The organism is Enterococcus sp. JNUCC 77, assembly GCF_054819945.1.
Genome location: NZ_JBTHIG010000004.1, coordinates 42,658 through 66,529, shown reverse-complemented (window position 1 = coordinate 66,529; position 23,872 = coordinate 42,658). Strand labels below are relative to the sequence as shown.

Annotated in this window: 15 protein-coding genes and 1 pseudogene; 5 read left to right on the top strand and 11 right to left on the bottom strand. The window is 33.1% G+C overall.

The window, feature by feature from the left end; all coding sequences use genetic code 11:
• Positions 1–75: 75 nt before the first annotated feature.
• From ACVWNY_RS18850 to ACVWNY_RS18825, 6 genes are all read right to left on the bottom strand, one after another.
• Positions 76–468, bottom strand: a complete 393-nt coding sequence (locus ACVWNY_RS18850; RefSeq protein ID WP_454072490.1) for a hypothetical protein — start codon at positions 466–468, stop codon at positions 76–78.
• 19 nt (positions 469–487) lie between these two features.
• The gene (locus ACVWNY_RS18845; RefSeq protein ID WP_461211771.1) at positions 488–871 is read right to left on the bottom strand and encodes a hypothetical protein; all 384 of its coding nucleotides are present in this window, start codon (positions 869–871) and stop codon (positions 488–490) included.
• Positions 872–887: 16 nt separating this feature from the next.
• Positions 888–1,508 carry a recombinase family protein gene (locus tag ACVWNY_RS18840; protein ID WP_454072488.1) on the bottom strand — a complete coding sequence of 207 codons (621 nt, stop codon included), beginning with the start codon at positions 1,506–1,508 and terminating at the stop codon, positions 888–890.
• Positions 1,509–1,580: 72 nt separating this feature from the next.
• Entirely contained in the window at positions 1,581–1,856 is a 276-nt protein-coding gene (locus ACVWNY_RS18835; RefSeq protein WP_454072487.1) for a hypothetical protein, read from the bottom strand.
• A gap of 362 nt (positions 1,857–2,218) precedes the next feature.
• Positions 2,219–2,923: a YoaK family protein gene (locus ACVWNY_RS18830; protein WP_461211770.1), complete on the bottom strand. Its 705-nt coding sequence runs from the start codon at positions 2,921–2,923 to the stop codon at positions 2,219–2,221.
• Between the two features lie 67 nt (positions 2,924–2,990).
• Complete coding sequence (locus tag ACVWNY_RS18825) at positions 2,991–4,238, bottom strand: oxalate decarboxylase family bicupin (protein ID WP_454072485.1); 1,248 nt, start codon at positions 4,236–4,238, stop codon at positions 2,991–2,993.
• 730 nt (positions 4,239–4,968) lie between these two features.
• Here ACVWNY_RS18825 and ACVWNY_RS18820 point away from each other — a divergent pair.
• Together ACVWNY_RS18820 and ACVWNY_RS18815 are read left to right on the top strand one after the other, a co-directional pair.
• Positions 4,969–6,417, top strand: coding sequence for a Cys-Gln thioester bond-forming surface protein (locus ACVWNY_RS18820; RefSeq protein WP_454072484.1), 1,449 nt, complete (start codon positions 4,969–4,971; stop codon positions 6,415–6,417).
• A gap of 599 nt (positions 6,418–7,016) precedes the next feature.
• The gene (locus ACVWNY_RS18815) at positions 7,017–8,282 is read left to right on the top strand and encodes a hypothetical protein (protein WP_454072483.1); all 1,266 of its coding nucleotides are present in this window, start codon (positions 7,017–7,019) and stop codon (positions 8,280–8,282) included.
• A gap of 379 nt (positions 8,283–8,661) precedes the next feature.
• Here ACVWNY_RS18815 and ACVWNY_RS18810 read toward each other — a convergent pair whose 3' ends face one another.
• Positions 8,662–9,261, bottom strand: coding sequence for a tyrosine-type recombinase/integrase (locus ACVWNY_RS18810; RefSeq protein WP_454072482.1), 600 nt, complete (start codon positions 9,259–9,261; stop codon positions 8,662–8,664).
• A 276-nt stretch (positions 9,262–9,537) separates the two neighbouring features.
• Here ACVWNY_RS18810 and mazE point away from each other — a divergent pair, with 276 nt between their 5' ends.
• From mazE to ACVWNY_RS18795, 3 genes are all read left to right on the top strand, one after another.
• A complete protein-coding gene (mazE, locus tag ACVWNY_RS18805; protein WP_454072470.1) occupies positions 9,538–9,762 on the top strand; it encodes a type II toxin-antitoxin system PemI/MazE family antitoxin in 225 nt (74 codons plus the stop codon).
• A 4-nt stretch (positions 9,763–9,766) separates the two neighbouring features.
• Positions 9,767–10,108, top strand: a complete 342-nt coding sequence (locus ACVWNY_RS18800; RefSeq protein WP_454072481.1) for a type II toxin-antitoxin system PemK/MazF family toxin — start codon at positions 9,767–9,769, stop codon at positions 10,106–10,108.
• Positions 10,109–10,846: 738 nt separating this feature from the next.
• Complete coding sequence (locus ACVWNY_RS18795; RefSeq protein WP_454072480.1) at positions 10,847–11,434, top strand: hypothetical protein; 588 nt, start codon at positions 10,847–10,849, stop codon at positions 11,432–11,434.
• Between the two features lie 108 nt (positions 11,435–11,542).
• Here ACVWNY_RS18795 and ACVWNY_RS18790 read toward each other — a convergent pair.
• The 4 genes and pseudogenes from ACVWNY_RS18790 to ACVWNY_RS18775 form a co-directional block, all read right to left on the bottom strand.
• Positions 11,543–12,285: pseudogene (locus ACVWNY_RS18790) on the bottom strand (IS3 family transposase); the annotation flags it as partial.
• Positions 12,286–12,413: 128 nt separating this feature from the next.
• Entirely contained in the window at positions 12,414–15,320 is a 2,907-nt protein-coding gene (locus tag ACVWNY_RS18785; protein ID WP_454072479.1) for a MucBP domain-containing protein, read from the bottom strand.
• A 157-nt stretch (positions 15,321–15,477) separates the two neighbouring features.
• The gene (locus tag ACVWNY_RS18780) at positions 15,478–21,534 is read right to left on the bottom strand and encodes a Cna B-type domain-containing protein (RefSeq protein WP_454072478.1); all 6,057 of its coding nucleotides are present in this window, start codon (positions 21,532–21,534) and stop codon (positions 15,478–15,480) included.
• Positions 21,535–21,616: 82 nt separating this feature from the next.
• Positions 21,617–23,845 (bottom strand): MucBP domain-containing protein, encoded by a 2,229-nt coding sequence (locus ACVWNY_RS18775; RefSeq protein ID WP_454072550.1) that lies wholly within the window; start codon positions 23,843–23,845, stop codon positions 21,617–21,619.
• Positions 23,846–23,872 lie beyond the last annotated feature (27 nt).

Here is a 23,872-nt window from a genome sequence, read left to right as displayed (position 1 = left end):
TTTAGAGCAAATAAAAAATGCCACAAACAGCGATTTAATCGAGTTAATAGCATTCTTTTAGAACTATTCAATTTTCTACAAATATATGTCGTAATCTGCTAACTGTCTCTTTTTCTTAATTAGATCAATTTCTTCTGAAAACTTCTTCATGACTTGTTCTCGAGTTAATCCGTATAATCCTTGTGCCTTTCGCCAACGAGAAAACGCCGTGATAGGGGTGCTGTAGTAAATAGCAATATCAGTAGAATTATAACCATGGTAAACCAAAAATAAAAAGTCCGACCTTCTCAGTGTCTCTCTTTCTCTATGATTCTTAGGAAGTTCTGGCAAAGGTGGGGGAGGTACAGTCAATTGCATGGCTAACTCTTGTATTTCTTCTGCCAGTGCTTCATTTTGAATCCAATTATCATCTTGATTCATTAGTATTAACATTTTTTTGCGTATTGCTTTTTTATCTGTTGCTTGCATATTCTCACCACCAAACATTTTAAGGTTGTATACCATAATCGGAAAGTTTTTTATTTTTTCTAGCTTTGACAACTTCGTTTGAATACCTGTATATAATTTCTTCTTTTGTTTGTTCACTAAATCCCTGATCTTCCCGCCATTTGGAAATAACTAGTTGACTTACTTTATATATTTTTTCTAAATCTTTGGTTCCGTAACCTAAAGACAACAAAAACAAAAAGTCACTTCTTTTGAAATTTTGCCAATCTAATTTTGTTTCTGGAAAGGGAGGACGATTGACGAATAGAGGTTCAGCTAGATTTTGTACTTTTTGCAATGCCTCTTCATTACTCGACCAATCGGGATTACTGTTGATAACAGTAAGTAATTTCATTCTCTGTTTCTTTTTTAGTAACTTATTCATAAATATCACCTAATAATTAGTAGCTTCTCTCTTTTATAGCGTAAATGGTTTTTCTTGGCAAATTCAACTCTCTTGCGATAGTGAGTATTGGAAAACCACTGTTTAACATCTCAATCACTCTATCATATACCAGTTTATTTTGTCCTGTAGCTCCTGCATGGTATTTTAAGGGGCGTCCTTTATAAATACCTTTTTCTTTGGCAATTGCAATCCCTTGTTCCTGTCGTTCTAAAATTTTTACTCGCTCACTTTCAGCAACATAACTAAATACTTCTATTACGAGATTAGACAATAGGTTACGCAAGCTATCGTCAGTTACACCGGAGAAAGAGGGGAGATCTAAAATTTCAACATTAGCACCTTTACTTCTAACTCGCTGCAACAAGTCTTTAATGTCTTTGCTGTTGCGTCCTAGACGGTCAAGGCTTGTGACAACTAATGTGTCACGTTCTCGCAAATAATCTAAAGCAGGTAAAAGCTGCGTTCTTTCTTGTACATTTTTTCCTGATACTTTTTCTTCAAAAAAGATTACATCCTGGCTATCAATTTCTTTTTCAAGTTTCCAATCGGAAATAAGCTGCTTTTGTCTTTCCAAATTCTGTTCGGCACTAGAAACACGTAAATAGGCTACAAACATCATTATCCCTCACTTATCAATTTTCTCTTTTGTTAATAAATGATATCACCTAATAATTAGTAGACTCATTCTTTAATTACGTAAATGGTCTTTATTGGCAAAGTCAACTCTCTTACGATAGGGAGTATTGGAAAACTGCGATTTAAACTGATCTTGTACTAAAGAAATTTTGCCATAATTTAATTTAAAAATACGGTGGCATTTTTTACAAGTCCAACTATTATGATCAGAATCTATACTAATGATTTCACCACAATCACAAGTTACATAATAGGGAGGCCATAACCATTTTTTATTAAAGTCATTTATAGATTCCATACTACTACTAAAATATTTTTTTTTTTCCAAATCTATTTCCTCTCTTCATGGATCAAAAATGGTATGAATCAAAAAACCATTTAATACACACCCAAAAGTAACACAACTATGCTTAAAAGAAAAGGCTTTAGAATAGGATTCTTGAAAAAAAGTACCAACTGTAGGTATAGGGAGAGTAATCACTATAATTTGAGAGAGTATGCTAGAATTTGTTGTGAAAAAAATAACCCTCGTTTCAAATGAAAACTAAAAGTTATAATTTCATCCTAATCTATCATGTGATTGCTCTATTTATCTGAGGAAGATTAAAAATTTTCCCTGTTACTTTTTAAATAAAAAACCGAAAAGAAAAATTCTCTTCGGTTGGTCAGTTGGCTCTATTTTTTTATAAATTAACCTTGTGGGTTAACAGGAATAGTGTGGTTAGTTTTAGATTCTATATTCTTACCTAAAGTATATATTACCAATAGAACAATAATCGGTAGAAATAAAGCTTTATCATTGAAATTACTTGTCAATAATGTTCCCGCAAAACCTCCAAATCCAAAGCCTACCAAAATGCTAAAGTACAGAAAAGCTTTATGTGCAGCTCCAGATTGGTTAAAGAATGATTTCATTAAAAAGCTAAAAGCATTTTGTACAACCAAAGTTACTGCAACATTTCCATAAACTAAATCTTTACCAAACCTATGGAAAGCATTTCCTTGCATTCCTGCTAATAAAGAGATAATCATACAAATATGAACGGTTTGTAATTGCGAATTTATCAAGTTTAATGACAATAAGAATAAAACAATAACTTCTATAATAATGACATTGAACGACCAGTTTTTAGGGCTATCTTTTTGAATGATTGCTGTGATTGCAGCTCCGATACCAAAAGCTAGTACTGTTAACGCCACAGTAAAAAAATGTGACCAATCTTTCTCCGCCAATGATTGACCTAATAAAATAATATTTCCTGATTGTACTGTACTAAATGCTTTTCCTATAAAATAAGTATATCCACTCATACTTCCAGCTGCTACAGCTAAGAAAAAAGCAATCATGGGAAACTCCATATAGGGTTCTCCACTTTTAATTTCTTTATTCATCATTATTTAAACATCTCTTTTCATTATATTAAAATCCCCTTCAATCATAGAATCAAAGGGGAAATTGAATTTAAAAAATATCTGTCGCGTTTAATCCCGGGGTTCTTTTATTAATGGAATCTTTATCAGGATTTTTTAAAGCTTCATCAATCTTATCTTGATCAAACCAAATAACTGGAGAAGGAGATTCTTCTTGTGGTAAGCTTTCGACAAAATCTTTAGTGAGATTGAGATGGTCTGCCACTATTTGAGATGGGATCGTAGCTAACCATTTATTTAAAGAAATATCTGAATAATCAGGATTTTTAAATACTTCAATAAAAATTAGCTTTTCACTACCAATATTTTGAACATAATGACCAGCCACCATAGGTACATACCCAGCATCGCCTGCATGATAATCAAACGTTCTTGCTAATGAATTAGAATTAAATACAGTCATGCGCGCATCGCCTTGGATATAATATTGCCATTCAGCAGCTTTAGGATGCCAGTGTAATTCCCGCATGCCACCAGGCTCAACTTCAACAATTGCAGCAGATATAGTTGGAGAGCCAGGAAATACTTTTGAATCAACAATCCACACACGTCCTGCTTCTGATTCAATTGGATCCAATGTATCAATATGGAAGGTCAAAGGGTGTGGGACCTCTCCATTTTTATTTGGACGAGAGACTTCATCAATAGCTTTTGGTACATCTGCTCTAAAAATATATTTTTCTTTATCCGGTAAACTTTCCAGTTCAGATTGTTTCTTTTTAAAATTAGCTGCGACAACTTCAGGTGGTGTATGAGCTAACCAGTCAGTAATTAGTAATGTATTATTTTCAGAGAAATCAGGCTCGCTAAAAACTAATAAAAATTCACAACCTTCATCTAAACCTTGAATAGAATGTGCAACACCAGCTTCAAAGTTCCAGATGTCACCAGCTTTTACATCATCAATATAAGTCTTACCATTCTCATCAATAGCCGTTATGCGGGCATTTCCATATAACATCAATCCCCATTCAGCTTCTTTATGCCAGTGCATTTCACGATAGGCACCAGGTGCTAGACTCATATTAACTCCTGCGACCTTATCAGATGCAGGCATTTCTCGGCTGGTAACTTCTCGTGCCCAACCACCATCTTCCAGTCGATTACGAACATCGTTATAACTAAAACGCATATTAGGCAATGTTCCGTGATCAGTTGCAGGGGGAATTAAAAAATCAGGACCTTCTATATCCCTTTGAATGTCTCGAGGGCCAAAATCTAGCCATCCCTTTCCATCTTTTTTACGAATTGGTTGTGGTGCATTATTTTCTTCTTTCATTATGAAATCACTTCTTTCTTTTCTTTACAGATATCTTAGGTATTTTGGATTTATTTGTAAAAAAATGAGCTTAGTATAGAGTAACGAGATTAAATACAAGACTTGAAATGAAAGCTTTTATCATTGTTTTTAAATTTTGGTAATTTTTGATTGGATATAGGTTGGATGAAATAGGGATCGAAATAAATTGCTTGAAAAAATCTATTGATTTGTAAAGGAAATGTGGACAGGATACACGTTATAAACTATTTAATCATAGTTAAATATTATATCTGTTTATATCGCATTTAGCAGAAAATTTTAGATTCAAAGTGTGTTTACAAAGTGAAGGTAATAATAAAAAGTTAAGTATCTTTTATTGAGGAGAATCCTGTATACAGCTAAAAAAACCATTAATAAAGGAAAATTAGGTGACTTCATAAAAAAAGCTACAAACAGCGATTTAATCGATTTAATTGCATTTCTTAATAACTATGCAATTTTTATTTCTTTCTAATACGAAGGCTCCTTATAATTCATTTTATATTTTTTGTTTATTTTTTTTAAGAAAAATCAATCACCGTTTTATTTTATTAATAACTTAATATAAATATTTTTATAAAATCTTAATCTATATTTAAATTTTATTAATTTTGTTTATATAAATCAATAATCATTTTAAATGACAGATGTTGTCATTTAGCCTGTTATTCAAAGGTCATAGCAATTAAAAATAAAGGAGATCATATATATGAAAAACAAATTATTAATATTAGTTTCTTTTTTGTTTATAACTTTAGGTTTTTTAAGTATTACAGGTTATGCAGATGAGAATGCTTTTGTTGTAAAAAGTACGGGGATTGATATAGCAAGTAGTAAATACTCAGATTTGATTTATCCATTAAACGAAAGCGAAACAAAAAAAGATTTTCCACCCATAATTAGAAAGTTTCCAGAAAATGACCCTAATAGGTCTTTATTTTGTTTAGATATGGATGTTCAAACTTATCCAGGGCTTACTTATATTAATTCAGGAGAAGTAGAAAATAATATGGCTGTTTCTTGGTTACTAAAAAATTATTATGAGAATAATCCAATCGTTATTGATAGTAATGAGTTTAATACAAATTTTGTTATGACTCAGATAGCTATATGGTACTTCACAAATCCTGAAAACAAATATGTATGTGATGGTGCTGATATTTATGAATTGAATCCAGAACTTCAGAATCTAGTAAATGAAGCAATAAATCATATGAATGATATATCCCAAGATGTTATACTGCAAAATCTTAAAATGGATTTGGATACCGAATTGCAATATGAGAGGGTAAATAATGAAAATTACAAAGCGACTTCAAAAGTTGTGATCTCGTATTCATCATTGTTTTCATCTGTTGATTTGAATGATATAAATGTAGAGTTTGGTGAACCAACATTATATTTAAAAACAAACGAGACTAAAGTTGATATAACCAATGAAGATGGGGTGGACATTGCTTTTGATAAAGATAGAAGAGAGATTGATATCCTTATTAGCAAGGACATTTATCAAGGGTTTCCTAATGGTTCTAATTTGATAATGGAATTGTCCAGTCAAGCTTATTCAGAAAATAATTTAGGCACTTTTTATGATACATCTGAAGGTAGCAGTGTTCATCAGCGTTTGGGAAGTTATTTAAAAAAAGAGATTTATAAAGATTTATCAGCAATGGATGAATTTACAGTAAAAAAAACTGAACCAACTGAACCAACTGAACCAACTGAACCAACTGAACCAACTGAACCAACTGAACCAACTGAACCAACTGAACCAACTGAACCAACTGAACCAACTGAACCAACTGAACCAACTGAACCAACTGAACCAACTGAACCAACTGAACCAACTGAACCAACTGAACCAACTGAACCAACTGAACCAACTGAACCAACTGAACCAACTGAACCAACTGAACCAACTGAACCAACTGAACCAACTGAACCAACTGAACCAACTGAACCAACTGAACCAACTGAACCAACTGAACCAACTGAACCAACTGAGCTAACAAGATTGTCACAACATAAGAATAGAAATGCAAAACAAACAATCCTTCCTCAAACAGGAGAGTCTACATCTATTTTGGTAATAGTAGGTGCAATATTATTATTAATAAGTGCTTATTTGTTTTATAAAAAAACTAATAAACTGAAATAAAAGTGTTTAGAAGTAAACTATAAAGCTGAAGAGAGCTCATCTGAGTAAATGTATAAAAGTTGTTCATTTTTTTCTGTCGTATCCCAATGATAGAAAGTACAAAAATTTCTTTTTCAGGTAGTGAGGGGACGTATAATAAATAGATGTTCAGCAAAATTTTGAATTTTTTGTCAGTCATGTTCTGAATTTGTTCAATTAAGCTTTCTATTCATAAGTGTAAGTAATTTCGTTCTTTTATTTTTTTACGTAATTGACATTTTTTATTGTAGTCAACATATTTGATTAACTCTTTTTCAGAAGTTTTTCGGTTATAGTTTGTTCTCTTGATTTTTAAATTATGCATTTTACAATTTCACAACATGATTGATTATTTTAAGTTGTTATATACGAAATTTAAATAACAATTAATTTCGAATTTATTATTTTAAAAAACCCCTCAATCTATCGTAATATATGTATATATTAAATGTTTAGTGTTATTCATTAACGGATATGACTATCTTTTAATCCTTGTTAAATAATATAATTTATAAAAAATTAAATAAATAATAGTAGTTATTTGTGTTATATTATGTTAATCATGTGAAAGGAAGTGTGTTATGAAATACTTACATGTCTTTTTGATTTCTTTATTATTGTTTCCTCAGTTTATCTTATCAACTCCTGTTTTTGCAGAACAAAAAATACTGGATTCTGGGGCAGTCGATAAAAATAATGATCGTATAGACTTGCTTAATGATAATATCACCTTAAATATTGGAGATATTTTTTATCCAGAAAATTATGCTACTGCTTATCGTGATAATGAAGAAGTACCTTACGGTAATGACTTTACTGCTATCTACAATGATGTAGATACTTCTAAACCAGGAGATTATAAAGTGATCTACCGCTTGCATTATCCTTCAGGTGCAGTTCTAGATAAAACTATGAATGTTATGGTACAAAATAATGATCGTATAGACTTGCTTAATGATAATATCACCTTAAATATTGGAGATATTTTTTATCCAGAAAATTATGCTACTGCTTATCGTGATAATGAAGAAGTACCTTACGGTAATGACTTTACTGCTATCTACAATGATGTAGATACTTCTAAACCAGGAGATTATAAAGTGATCTACCGCTTGCATTATCCTTCAGGTGCAGTTCTAGATAAAACTATGAATGTTATGGTACAAAATAATGATCGTATAGACTTGCTTAATGATAATATCACCTTAAATATTGGAGATGTTTTTTATCCAGAAAATTATGCTACTGCTTATCGTGATAATGAAGAAGTACCTTACGGTAATGACTTTATTGCTATCTACAATGATGTAGATACTTCTAAACCAGGAGATTATAAAGTGATCTACCGCTTGCATTATCCTTCAGGTGCAGTTCTAGATAAAACTATGAATGTTATGGTACAAAATAATGATGAAAGTATTAAGTTAATACCTGTATTAAGATCATATAATACAAATGATGGGGACCATTTGTATACGTCAAGTCAAGAAGAATATAATTGGATTGTGGGTCTTAAATGGCAGGCAGAGGGAATGGCATTCCAAAGTGTTTTATCTTCGTATGAAGAAGCAATTCCTGTTTACAGATTATATAACCCTAATTCAGGAGAGCATTTTTACACTGTGGATCAAAAAGAATATGATAATGTAGCCTTAAAAGGATGGAAGAAAGAAACTGTAGGCTTTTATATGGTTCCAAAAGAAAAAGGGGACGCAATCTATCGTGTATTTAATCCGAATGCAACTGGACCGGGCTCTCATTTATTTACTTCCAGTAAAAAAGAAGCTGATTGGTTAATTGGACTTGGATGGAAAGATGAAGGAATCGCTTTTTATAGTCCAAAATGATTCTTTGACTAAATATTTTCGCTAAATTTATAACTTAAAGAAATTGAACTGTCGAAAATATCTTTAACTTAAAAAGTATAATTATTATAGGAAATAGGAAGAGATTAGAAATATAAAAAATTAGGCCAAAACTTATATGTTTTTGGTCTATTTTTTATATCTTATAGAGTAATTTTATTATAGGGATCGCTTTAATTTTGAAAAATTTATAGACTATAGCATTAGCTCCATCACGTATAAATCATAGTACTTATCTTCTATTATACAGTAGTATTTTTGAATTCACTGTATTTGGCTGACCTTACCAAGTAATAAAAACGCGTTGCCACAGCGTGGCACTTTAAAAAAATATCATAGATATTTCCTGGTTCGTAATACTTCAAAGTTCTAAGCTTCTAACTGCTATATCCTTGTCTTCCTGTGTAATACCGATGTATCGCAAGGTTTCCCTCTGGGAAGAATGATTTAACAAAGATTGAATAATTTCAATTCTTGTTCCTTGTTTATATAAGAAATATCCGAAGGTCTTTCTCATAGAGTGAGGACCAATATTTTTTAAGTGGATTGTTTCAGCTGCAGTATGAATAATTCGCCAGAAACTTTGTCGACTCAGTGGTTGATTCTGTCCATTGCGACTCTGAAACAAGAACACATCGAAGTCATGATCGGAAATTTCCTTAGGGAATTCTGATTGTACAAAATCTAAAATTAATTTCTTTAATTTATTAGAAATAAATACAGAGTTTTGCTTGCTTGTTTTTTGTTCTTTCATATCCAATCGATCTTTAACAACAATTCGGCCACGAGAAACTTCTAAAACATCAGATAATTTTAATTGACGTAAATCAGAAATCCTGTAGGCAGTATTTATGCCTATAGAAAATATTAAGAGGTTTCTTTCTCCATATGGGGTGCTAAGCAAAATTTTTTTCATATCTTCTATTTTTTTTTTATCTCGAATAGGTGAAACAGTCTTCATTTTTATCAACTCCTATTAACGTTACTTAAATATACTATAACACATAATATGTAACGTTAAAAGCGGATATAAAAAAGAACTCTGATAAAAATGTCATGATTTCCTTAGAGCCGCAAAGGATACAGCTATTTTGACGAACGTTACACAACAGGGTTGTGTAACGTTGGATAATTTGGAAAAACCCGAAATAATCTCGTTGAGATAAGTAGAAATATCATGCGTGACTTGATTATTTTTGAAATATATTATATTTTATATAAAAGAGGTGATTTTAATATGTTGTTAGCGAAATCAAGGTTACAAGGAAAATCAGTTGTTCTTACACTTCCTGTTGGAGAAGGTAAGAGACCAGATGCTAATAAAGAGTACATTGTTATATATGAAGAAGATGGTACCATTACTTTAATTCCAAAAGTAGAAAACCCTTTTGCGTCATCTAACATTGGAGAATTATATAACGAGAGTCAGTTAGACGAATCTCAATATAAACAGGAGGAATAGGTAAATGGAGAGTAGTGAATTTTATACACCAAAAAAAGGAGACATTATCTGGATGAATCCGAAGGCAGGTTCAACGGAAGAAGATAAAAAAAGACGACCTGGATTAGTCGTCTCAAATAATCAATTTAATCAATCCACATTATTGGTGGTGATTTGTCCAATTACTGCAACCATTCAACCAGGTGCAACAAGATTTACCCTAAAAGACTCTGGAGAAGTGAAAGGACAAGTATTGATTCCACAATTAGAGTCTTTAGATACAAGGAATAATAAGGTAGAGTATATAGAGAAATTATCCATTTCTGATATGGCCAAAATTGATCAGGTTATTGGGTATATATTTTAGATTTTATTGAAATAGCCTTCACCGGCCATTTCTTATTCTTTGGTAATGTTGCTATTTTTGATATTAGCATCGGTACTCTTTTCTCCTGTTAATCCTTACTTTTTTCAATATAATATTAAGTCGGCCTATAATGAGAAAGAAATATTTTAATTTTCGTGAGTTTCTGTTTGTGTTAACAGACGATTCTGAATGATGATATTGAAGATAGTATTTTTCTCAGGGTGGCAATTTCAAAAATGTTGTATTCTTGTGGATAGAAATATTTCACATAGAGTTCGTGTTAATGACCGAAAAGAATCCTACGCTGCATTCAACTATGCCTACTAATAAACTTAAAAGAAAGAGGCGAAAAATACATAGATTTTATGATAGATAAGTGAAAAAAGTGATTAAATAACTTCTAATCCTTGATATACTAATATTATATAAATCAAATGGAAAATTTAATATACAACTAAAAAGATATATATAAGAATAGCTCCCTAACGAAGAAACTATGGAGAACTTCTTGTATCTAAATCCAAGCAATATAACTAAAAATTTATAGGTAGTGTATAAAAAGAAATTTAATGTACACTATTATCAATATTTTAATTTAATTATATGAATAAACGTTCCGGTCACATATAATTATTGACGATGTCAATTCAATGTGTAAGTATTAGAAAATAAGAATTTCAAATCATAAAGGTGAGGAATAAATGTGAGTAGAAAAAAAAGGTACTAATTGGATGTACATTGCTATTATTATTAATATTAGGTGCATGTACGAATTCTCAAACTAGTCAATTTTCAGGAAAAGTTAGTCCTGAAAAAAAGATTTCTAAAGAAAATAAGAACAGTGATTTAAAACAAGAAATACTTTCAGAAGATAATTTTTTTAAAGAGATTATTACGAATGGTTTAGACCCTATAATACAAAACAAATTGACCTACAAGGTTAATTCAAAAAATTCAGATTGGAAGAATACTATTTTTACAATCAACGAAGTACGGTTAGTAAATGTATCAGATTTTAGTTATATAGATGATAAAGAATATAAAACATTGATATCTTTAAAATATAAAATAAAAAATACTGGCTCAGAAATGACTGAGATAACTCCCCAAAATATTAAAATAAATTTTTTAGGTAGAAACAAAGAAGTCAAAGGAATCAGTTTTGATGATGTACTAATTGATATGGAAATATCTCTGAATGAAACAAAAGGTGGCTATTTTTATATAGGTTTGAACGGAAAAGAAGATTTAAAAAGTATTGATGGAATTAGTTTCGATTTAGAGAATAGTGATTCAGAAAACCATAGCTACAAGATTAATCTATAAAATTGACAAAAAATATGAAAAGGTATTCCCTAATGTAGTGTGCCGACCCCAAAACGTTAGACCGAAAATCTAACTTTTTGGGTGGAATTGTCAAGAAAAACTAGACACTTAGTTAAGAGAATAAGTGGAATTCTTTTCGAAGTCTCTAGGAGATTGATAGTCAAGAGCAGAATGCATTCGTTTGGTGTTATAGTAAGTTTCAATATATTTAAATATCTCCATTTGAGCTTGGTCGATATCTCTGAATTGAGCATCATCGGTCAGCTCTCTTTTTATTGTTTTATAAAAAGATTCCATTAAGGCATTATCGTAAGGATTTCCTTTACGACTCATGCTAGAAATTGCCTCTTTTTTTCTTACTTTTTCTTGAAATTTCGCGCTTGTGTATTGCGATCCTTGATCTGTGTGAATAATTAATCCAGGCTTAGGCTGTTCTTTTCTAAATGCTTGGAGAAAAGAGTCTACAACTAGTTGGGTTTTCATTCTAGGTGACATAGCCCAACCAACAATTTTTCTCGTACAGACATCAATAAAGACAGACAAATAGAGCGTTCCTTTTTTCAATGGAATATACGTGATATCTCTAGCCAAATTTTATTTTTTTCTGTTACTTGAAAAATTTGGTTAATGAGATTGGGCTGTAAAAGAGAGGGCGCTTTTCGGTTATAGTGTTTGTATTTATAAGTACTCCCTTTGGCGTATAGTCCGAGTTGATGGAGGAGCTTTCCTACACGTTTTCGATTTACAAGGATGCCTCTGTTATTTAGTACTTTTGTTATTCGAATCGCCTCATATCTTCCATGATGTTCTTTAAAAATAGCAGCGATTTCTTCTTTTAAAAGTTCATTCTCCTTTCAATACCGCGAACGGATGACAGCATAAAACTCGACCAAATTTCTTTGGTCGAGTTTTGGTCTAACTATTGGGTCTCACTTCACACTACGCTTTTTACGAGGGTTCTTTTTTATTAATACTTTGATTATCTAGGTGTGTAGAAGGCAATACCTTCATCTCTCCAACCTAAACTAATCAACCAATCTGCTTCTGAACGAACCTTAGTATACATATGTGATCCAGGTCCAGTTGCATTAGGATTAAATACTCGGTATACAGGATCTCCTTCTTCTTTAGTAACCATATAGAAACCAATGCCTTCTTGCTTCCATCCTGCAGCCCCAACACTATTGTATTCAGTTACATCAGTTGTATAGAAATGTTCTCCTGAATTGGGATTATACAAACGGTATACTTTAGTCGCACTTTTATGAGTTGGCACGACACTTTGAAAGGCAATACCTTCTGGTGTCCATTTATATGTTTGAATCCAATCATATTCTTTTTTACTAGTCGTAAATAAGTGGTCTCCGTCATTTGAATTATATGCTCTATATACAGGAATCAATTCATCTTTCGGAATACTATTACTCTTATATACAAAGGTAACGACTTTAACATTTGATGTGTATTGACCAGTAGGTTCTCCAACAACTTCAATCATTGTATAGTTATCAATATTTAATTGAGTCGCTGCATAGTCAGAACCAATTGCACCACGGAGTATTTCATTTTCTCTTAAAGTTTTACCTTCAGAGTCTTGATACTGAACAACTACAACTCCTTCTTGAAGAGGATTATCATCTGTTAACAAGTGATAAGAAAGTTTAATTGTTTGTGCTTCTTCGTTCAGTAATAGGCCACTAAGAGGAGCAAATCCATCATCTGTAATAACACCATTAAATCCGTACTCAGGTACATAAATAATTGGTGCATCATAACGTTCACCGTATTTACCAGTTATCGTTTCATCCGCATGGATTTTTTTAATAGGATTACCATTTACATCGTACTCCCAATACTCAACAGTTATTTTTCCAGGAACAATTTCTGAGTAGATATAGGTTACTTCCTGAGATTCATTCGTAAAGGTTCCTGTTGTATTACCAACAACTTCTTTAAATTTATAACCAAAAACTTCTTGTTGCGTTGTTGTATATGATTCTCCTATTGGACCAGTTAAAATAATATCCTCAGATATTGTTTTACCTTGTTCATCTACATAGTGAGCAGTTACGCTTGCACCAGCCGCTGGTGTCCAAACTGCATATAAAGTAGCTCCTTCAGAAACAATTGTAGTTTGATTGCCAGCTTTTAAATTGTCATCTGGTTTCGTGGCACTTGGATCAGTAGACCATCCTAAGAAATCATAATTTTCTCTACTTGCATTTAAATCTGATTGTCCATTAATTATATTAACTTTTTGAGTATTATTTCCTACTTGATAATAAGTAGTAGGTTGTTTTTCTCCGTAATAAGTTGAGCCATCATATTTATCAGGTAAATTATCGAAATTAAATTTACCTCCATTACTATCATATTTCAACCAAGAAATTTCAACAGATCCGATGTCTGAAGGTTCTATTCTAGGAATATTTCTTTGGTCTACAGGTAAACTAGTTCCATCTTTAACTTTAGCATCTGCTAGAAGTTCTGGTGCAATTGGAATAGTTGGAACTGTTTCTCTGGTATTCGAACTTCCTGCACTGATAGTAGAATTATCTGGGACAAGACCATATGGAATATTTCCAAAAACTTGTTTTCCATCTTTTACAATGTCCCCTGTTGCTCCTGTCGCATCATAACCGATATTATTTCCTTTATCAGTCGATTTTACAGAAGAAGATGCAATGGAGTTTAGTGTTTCTGTTCCAGTAGAATAACCATTTACATTATCCACCAAGATATTGTTTGTAAAATTTCCTCCAGCACCATTAAAAAACGGCGCTCCGGCAAAACCAATAGCTCCTCCAGAAGTTACTGATTTGTTTGCAGCAAATGTGTTAGAAATAAAGTCAACCATAGTTTTTCTACTGGTACTTCTACCACCATTTTGATAAATCTGAATTGCTCCACCACTTTGAGTTACGCCACTGCTTGCAGAACCATTTGACTTATTATCATAAAAAGTATTGTTCTGGAAAAGGATCCCAGAAGTAACGCCATCAGTGGAAGTCGAACCATTCGCTTGTATTAGAATGGCTCCTCCGTTATCTCCGGCAACGTTAGAATCAAATGTGTTAGAATCGAAATCTATTTTGATTCCTTGCATTACATTGAAAAATGCGATCGCACCACCATCGGCTAGTGTTTGAACACCGGTCATAGAAGAAGCATTTTCCACAGCTTTATTTTCTTTAAAGTAATTATTCTTAAATTCAAAAGAAGCAGAAGTTGAAGGAGCATAAAACCACATTGCTCCACCCTCGCCACCAACAGCTCCTGTACCAAGAGCTAAAGTTTCATTATTGAAAAATTTAGAATTTTCAACTACTAATTTACTAGAAAATTGTTTTCCAGCAATAGCTCCACCACCATATCCAGGTGCATTTGTCGTATTATTTTCAAATGTGCTATCTACAATAGACGTATTCCCGCCAATATTCATAGCTCCACCATCAGAAGGATTATGGAAGTCTCCAACATAGACATTATCTAAATTGAAATCGCCTTTATATCCACTGGTATTTATTGCTTTACCAGAAGAGTTATTTCCTTGAAGAATCATGTTTTTAAGTGTTACAGAGCCAGCAGTACTAGAGCTCCCTCCAGAATATGAAAACATTAGAGTGCTTCCATCTGAAGTGAAGGTTTTATTTTGTCCATCAATTATAATTGGATAACTGGTATTTTCTTTCAAATCGATTGTTTTTGATATTGTTTGAGGAAAGTTGGAATCTAAAGTAATCGTTCTAGCTTGTGTCGCAGTATTTACTTGTGTGATTAAATCATCAACTGTTGATACTTGTACTGTATCTGCGAGCACCCCTTTACCAATAAATAATGTTAAAAAGACGAGTAGTCCATTTAACCAGAAAAACTTTTTGTTCATATTTAAATCCCCTTTTTGATTGATAGTACTTCTTTCGTAAATAAAAGAAGTACTATCCTTTTAGAATCTACTGTATAAATTATTTTGATTGAACCCTAAAGATCATTTATTTTTGCTATCAATAAATCACGTATTGCAATGATAATTTCGATAATATTTATCTATTTAGTTTTCTTAATTTTCTTATGAAAAAAAGAACAACCGCCATCAATACAATTAATGTTCCTAAAATAGAAAATAAATAATTATAGTTCTCACCTGTATTAGGGAGTATTTTACTTAAAAAGCTCTTGCCAGAACTAGTGGGATTATTCGTAGTCGTTATTACTTTTGGTGTATGAGAGTTGGTAATAATGATGTTCCCTTTATCAGAATCATCAATAACTGTCGTATATCCAGGCACATCATCGATTTCTTTCACTGTGTAAGTAATATCTTTCCCATCTCTTCTTTGGTCTAAGTCTTTCCAAGTAGTTGTCCATTTGTTCCCACTATTTAGCTCTTCAGGATTACCCGTTTTCACACCATCCGCATAAAGTTGTACAGATATTTTATCTGGTCTTAAGCCATCTTGATCATTCTTATCATTCCAAGCTTTAGTAACAGTTACACTGGTTTTTCCTGGTGTATAACTATTGGTAATATCAGTACCTGTTACTGTTGGTGTATAGTCAGTCACTGTATCTTCGGTGATGGTGTAAAGAATCTTGCTACCGTCTTTGTACTTATCTATGTTAGCGAAGGAGTACTTCCAGTCCTCTTTTGCAGAGACTGTTTTTGAATCTACTTTTGTCCCATTAGCTAACAAGTTCACCTTGATTGATTCTGGACGCTTGCCATCTTGATCATTAGCATCATCCCAGGTTTTCGTACCTTCGACAGTGGTTTTCTCAGGCGTGTGTGAATTGGTAATGATGACATTCCCTTTATCAGTATCATCAACAACAGGTGTGTACCCTGTAACTGTTCCCTCTTCTTTCACAGTATAAGAAACATCTTTCTTATTTTGCTTTTGAGCTAAATCAACCCAAGTAGTTGTCCAGTTGTTATCACTATTTAACTCTTCAGGGGCACCAGATTTCACACCATCCGCATAAAGCTGAACAGAGATTTTTTCTGGTCTTAAACCATCTTGATCATTGTTATCATCCCAAGCCTTAGTAACAGTTACACTGGTTTTCCCTGGTGTATAACTATTGGTAATATCACTACCCGTTACTTTTGGCGTATAGTCTGTCACTGTATCCTCAGTAATTGTGTAAGAAATTGCTTTACCGTCTTTATACTTGTCTAAATTAGTAAAAGAGTACTTCCAATCTTCCGTTGCAGAAACTGTTTTTGAATCTTTTTTTGTTCCATCTGCTAACAAGTTTACGACGATTGATTCTGGACGTTTACCATCTTGATCATTAGCATCATCCCAAGTCTTCGTACCTTCGACAGTTGTTTTCTCAGGCGTGTGTGAATTGGTAATGATGACGTTCCCTTTATCAGTGTCGTCAACAGCAGTTGTGTACCCTGTAACTGTTCCCTCTTCTTTCACAGTGTAAGAAACGTCTTTCTTATTTTGCTTTTGAGCTAAATCAACCCAAGTAGTTGTCCAGTTGTTTCCACTAGATAACTCTTCAGGAGCACCAGATTTCACACCATCCGCATAAAGCTGAACAGAGATTTTTTCTGGTCTTAAACCGTCTTGATCATTATTGTCATCCCAAGCCTTAGTAACAGTTACACTAGTTTTTCCTGGTGTGTAGCTGTTAGTTATATTTGCTCCTGTAATTTTGGTTGTGTAGTTAGTTACTGTATCTTCAGTAATTGTGTAAGAAATTGCTTTACCATCTTTGTACTTATCTAAGTTAGTAAAAGAGTATCTCCAATCTTCCGTTGCAGAAACTGTTTTTGAATCTATTTTTGTTCCATCTGCTAACAAGTTCACATTGATTGATTCTGGACGTTTGCCATCTTGATCATTAGCATCATCCCAAGTCTTCGTACCTTCGACGGTCGTTTTCTCAGGCGTGTGTGTGTTGGTAAGGTTAGTCCCTGTTACTGTCGGTGTATAATCAGCCACAGCTTCTTCGTTAATTGTGTAAGAAATCTCGGTTCCATCATCTTTGTATATTTCTAAATCAGAAAAAGAGTATTTCCAACCATTTGCCTCAGAGACTGTTTTTGAATCCACTTTTTTTCCGTCAGCCAGTAAATTTACTGTGATTGAATTTGGACGTTTACCATCTTGATCATTGGCGTCATCCCATGATTTAGTTCCCTCAATGGTCGTCTTGTCTAATTTATTAGTAATTTCATAACGGTAAGTATTTTTTTCGTTAGGATCACTCTTATCCGTCTGAGTCATAGTATAGCCACTTGGTACGTCTTTTTCGTTCACAGTATATTTATTTTCCACTGCTTTTGCATTAGACATATGATATTTTTCTAAGCCTTTAATTTCCAGCGTTTCCCAAGTACCATCTGTTGATTTAACGATTTCATATGGATCAGTTGAGCCATCTTGATTAAATGCTTTGCCATCTTTTTTCAACTCAACTACGATATTTTCTGGACGTTTGGAAGTATTCCCGCCGTCTTCCCAGATTTTTGTTACATAAAGGTCTACAGTTTCAATAAGACCTAGATCCCAGTTCTCACTTCTTTGTCCATCATTTACATGGAACTCTGCAGTTACATATGGCGCATCTATCCCTTGAGAAGTGGTATCGCTCCGATCATCAAATTTCATGCTACTACCATTGACAGTTCGCTTATATGATGCCGGCATTTCTTTTAGTCCAACTACATAATCTCCTGAAGTTAAATCGGGACCAGAAAATTCATAGTATCCATTGTTATCTGTGACAGTTGCTTTTACAAAAGCATAGGTGCCATCTGCTTCCTTTTTATACAAATTCATCGTTGTACCTTCTGGGTACGTATCTTCTAAAGTAGTCTGCCAGATACCGTTTATAGCAGTGTCTAGCCAAACATTTCCCGATATAGCTACACTATTATTTGCACTTGATTTATCTACATATCCACCATCAATGTTATCTACCTTAATTATATTTTCAGGTGTAAGATCGATAGTATCTGTAATACCTAGATAACCACCTTTTTTATCTGATAGCCAAGGAGCATAATCATAAATGACACTTTTATCACTCATGGGTTTCATATCATTCACGTTATTATCATTTAATTCCAGGTTTTTAGTTAGATCCCAACCAGCATCATAGCGATCATTTTGCATAATCACACGATACTTACCTGCAAATAATTGAGTGAATTCATAATATCCATTTACGTCTGTAGTAGTTTGATCAATAATATCATTGTTCTCATTTACTAAATAAACTGGATAATTAGGAATAACTGGTTCACTATCATTTCTGATCCCATCCCAATTGCTATCTTCCCATGCATATCCGTTCAGACTTTTAACAGCATCATTCCCAACCATCAGACCTGCTTTTCTTGGTTCAGTCACTGCTATATTAAATTTATTATTTCCAGACTTATAATATCCGCCTAGTGCCACACTAGCCCATAAAGATTCTGTATTTGTGGTAATTTCTGGGACATGATAATCCATATAAACTTTTATGCCCTCACCAATACCAAGGCCACTTTTCTTAACAATTTTTATCGCTCTATAATCATCCGTTAATTCAGTCGCTCCATCCCAAGGTTCCCATGTAGAATTAGAAGAATACCCTGAAACACCGGTATTTTTTAAATCTTTTTTATTATTAGCAGCGGTGGCGTCTTTAGAAACATATATTTCATATTCATCAAAATTGACTCCAGAAATGCCGGATCCATCATCGATCGATAAACCTTTTAGATAACCTGAAATAGTACTGTTTTTAGAGACATCATTAGTTGTGACAGTGTCGTTTTTGTAAGGCAACATACTGATTAACTCTGTTTGATTTGTGGGATTTGTTCCGATATTTTCAGCACTTAACCGGAATATTACATTTTTTCCTCCACTTTGATTTACTAATGAATTTACAAACGAAAAGTCTTCTTCATTTGTTCCACCAGTACTTACTTTAATTTCGCTTGAAAATTTTAAAGAAGAGTCAAAAGTAGCCCATTGTTCACCAGCAACAGCATAGTTTGCCCATGGCATTCCTGTAGCTCCTCGCCATCCAACTCCTGCCACATATTTTTGATTTGGATTATTAGATCCTAAAAAAGCTGTAAAATTAACAGCTGAACCTGTTCTACTCGTTGGTTCAATGTCTCTAATGATCACTTGATATTTCGAATCATATGTTGTAGCCGGCATAGATTCGTTAATACTAATTTTGACTAAATTATACCCACCGTCACTAGAAATAATTTCAACCGTTGGTTTTGTTTTAAAAACACCATCTTCGTATCCTTTTATGGTTACTTTTTCAGGATCAATTTTTAATGTATTGGGGTATCTAACATATACAACAGGGTCTTCTATGGCTATATTGCCACCTGCCCATCCGACATTTGCCGGTGTATTTTTATAGGAAAATGTATCTCCTGCAGCAAATGTATTTTGAGAAGTTACTGAATCTTTGTTGTAAAATGGTTGCATCCAGCCTTCCCAGCCTGGATAAGCTCCCTGTACTTCTGGGATATAAACGGTTGTAGCATCGTACTCTTTGTTAATTTCTACATAGCTATCTCCGTCTAAATACTCTCCAGAAAACTTGGCAGTGTTAACAATATTATTATTTGTACTTAAAGTAGTGTCCGTAATATTTTCTGTTGTTTTTCCATTTAATTTGAAAATTACATCTCCACTGTTAGCTGGAATAACCTTACTTCCACCATAAGAAAGATCTAATTTTACCAATGTAACATATTCATCACTTGCTAAATTTAATGAAGAAACAGTCACGGAACCATTTTTACTAGGGTCACCAACCACTTGCCATGAACTATTTTTATTGGTTTGATAAGAGAATTGACTATCTATATTGTTTAATGTCGAATTCCAATTAAAGTCAGTGTAATTATATCCTTTAAAAAAATCTGTCTCTTTATATGGATCGTCTATGATAACCATGTTTTTTGTTTCAGAACCAGATGTATAATTAACTGAATACTCAATTGATTGATCTGCTTTTTTATAAATTTCTTCAGTTGCAGTCTTTCCTAAGACTCCAGCACCTTTATATAGTGTTTGTTTTTCTTTAATGGTACCTGCTTCAGTAAATTCTTCACCGTTGTATCTTGTGCCTGTAAAAGTAGCTTTTATTTCATAATTCTTCTCATTAACACCATCAGGAAGATCTCCATCCTTTAGCTTCGGATAATTGTAATCAATCGTTAGACCTGAAAAATTCGATTTATCTACATCAAATGGAGATACATCTAGTAATATATACTTAGTTCCATCTGGATTAGCTTTTACAGTTGATAAATCAAGATTTTGTCCTTTGAAATTTAGCCCATTTAAGACAATATCTGCTGGAAAATCAACTTTCAATTTACCGTTAGCTACATTTAGCCCACCTTCTTTTAATTCTGGTGTCAAATTGATTTGAGCTGAATGTGGTATATAAGCCTTGAATGTACTAACTTGGTCAATAATATTCATGTATACCGGTTTTGCAGTATTATACGGAGAAACCTCTGGTATACTTGCCGCATCTGCATCATCTGCATTATCTCCGGTAAAAGTAACCTGGCCTGATAAAATTTCTGAAGGCAAACTTACACCCTCTTTAAATTTTACAGGGATCTTAACATCGTAATTCCCACCGGCCTGAAATTCTGCAAATCTAATGACAATATTATTTCCTTCTATTGAACAAGTGTATTCACCATTAGGATCTGTTGGTAAAGTCCCTGCCTCAAGTTTATCTGAAGAAGATAGTGGTATCGTTGCAACCGCATTATATACAGTATTGTCCGTTCCGTAAGACATTCCACCAAAAGTTAATATAAGATTGAAATAATCTCCTGAAGGAGGATTATTTTTATCAACAGCAACATCAACTCCTAATTTAGCAATCTTATCGGTTCTCGTTATACTTGGGTTCACCGTTTGATCAGCTTTCTCAATAGGGGGAATTGATTGTTCAGTTTGAACTTCATTGTTTTCTATATTTGGAACCTCTTCTGCAAAGGCTGCCCCAAAAGATGAGAATTGAGAAAACATTATCACAATCAACATAAATACATTGATTACTTTATTAAATATTTTTTCTTTACGTATTTTCTTCACAATACTCTCCTTAAAAATTATCCATATATTTTCAAAAGAAAGGACTAGCGGTATATAGATACTAGTCCTTTTTTACTCACCTTTATTTAGGAGTATAGAAAGCTATTCCTTCATCTCTCCATCCCAAACTAATTAACCAATCGGCTTCTATTTTAGAAGCTGTATACATATGAGAACCTGGCCCAGTAGCATTTGGATTAAATACACGGTAAATTGGATTACCTTGTTCTTTAGGAACCATGTAGAAAGATGTTCCTTCTTTTTTCCAGCCAGCTGCAGCTACAGTTTCATACTCAGATAAACTGGTTGTATAAAAATGCTCTCCAGAGTTAACATTGTATAAACGATAAACTTTTACTGCATCTGCATATGTTGCTTTAACACTCTGGAAGGCAGTTCCTTCACCAGACCATTTTTGATCTTGAATCCAATTGTATTCATCTTTGCTTGTTGTAAATAAATGGTCTCCATCATTCGGGTTGTATGCTCTATATACAGGTACTAAAACATCTTTAGGTACTACACTGTCTTTTTGATAAACATAAGTTACAATCGGAACGGCATTAGTAAATGTACCTGTAGCATTTCCAATAACTTCCTTAAATTTATATCCAACAATATCTTCTTTTTTTGTTGTATATGGCTTGCCAATTTCACCGCGTTCTATATAGCTAGATTTGATTTCGTTTCCATCAACATCTTGATATTGGACAAGTACCATTCCTTCAGTACTCTCACCTGCAAGCTTGTGATAGGTCAACTTGATTGTGCGATCTTCTTCATCCAGTAATCTACCTGCAGCTGGTGCATATCCCGCTTCTGTATCAGTAACTACACCATTAAATCCATATCCAGTAAGATAAAGAATTTCGGCATTATAATAGTCTCCATATTCTCCAGTAATAGTTCGCTCATCAAGTTTTTTTACTGCATTTCCTTTAGTATCATATTCCCAATACTCAACAGTTAATTTACCAGGAACTATTTTAGAATATACATAGGTGACTTGTTGCGGACTAGAAGTAAATTTCCCATTTGCATTTCCGACAACTTCTTTAAATCTATACCCATAAAAATCTTTTTGAACTGTGGTGTAGTCTTCATCAACTTCACCTTCTAAAACGGTATCTTTTTCTTGTAACTTATTGCCAGATTCATCAACGTAACTAACTGTCACATTTCCTCCCTGAACAATATCTTTCCAAACAGCATATAAAATAGTATTTTTTGCAATAGTGTATTTGTCTCCAGCATTATATAGAGGAGATGTACCTGCTACATAATTTTGATCTGTACTCCAACCAATAAATTTTGCATTATCTTTTTTCATATCATTTTGATCTTTTAGTACAATTGATTTTTCACCATCATATGGACTATCCGAATCAACAGGCGCTGTTCCTGAAGAATTTCCGTTTCCGTCATATACCATTACATACCCTAAACTTAACTTTCCATATCCTGGATTAGTTTCTAAATTGATACCCACATATGGATTAGTCACTGTGATTCCAGCCAATGAAGCATATGGTAACAACGCATCTGGAACACTTACGATGAATGTAGTCTCTCCAGAAGGCGATGAGACTGTCAGCAATCTGTCAAATTCACCTTTATTTATTTGGTTAACATCATCCCAAGTACTATCTTTCATAACTAACAAGTTTTTAAATGAAAAATTCAAGGTGCCAAATTTATTTTGTAAGTCTAAAATATTTTGTCCCGTAACATTTGGTTTTACTGATACAGAAATTTTCAAAATGTTATTTGCTGACGTTACAGACTTTATCTCAAAAATATTTGAATACGCTGCAGCTTCTTCTCCATCAAATAACAAACTATTAAAATCTGTCGTAGTTTGTAATTGATTTATAGTGTTTTGGTTCAAGGAAAAATAATTTGATAGCGCACTATTTAAATCAATATTCAAGTCAAAAGAGCCCGAAATCAGTGCAGCAGACTTGAACTGTCCTATAAAAGTTTGTTCAAGGGGAGAAATTGTAGATATCTGCCCTGTAGAGACCGCCTGAATAATTCCATCAATATTATTCAAATCGAATTTAGCTTGTACACCGAGAGAATTAGAATCACTTTTCAATAAAGGATTATCCCAGCCAATCACACTACCATCTTGTTTTATAAATGATACTGTTGTATCTCCAGTCGCTTGCAACGTCCCTTTATGCATAGCTGCGTTATATTGAGCTTTATCAGCATCCGTAGACGCATGAACTTTTTCCCCTCCCGTGTACATAGTTATCCCAAGCATTGCCATTAGACCTAATAAAAAAATTGGAAACTTTCTTTTCATATTCATTTTTCTCCTTATGTTATTTTT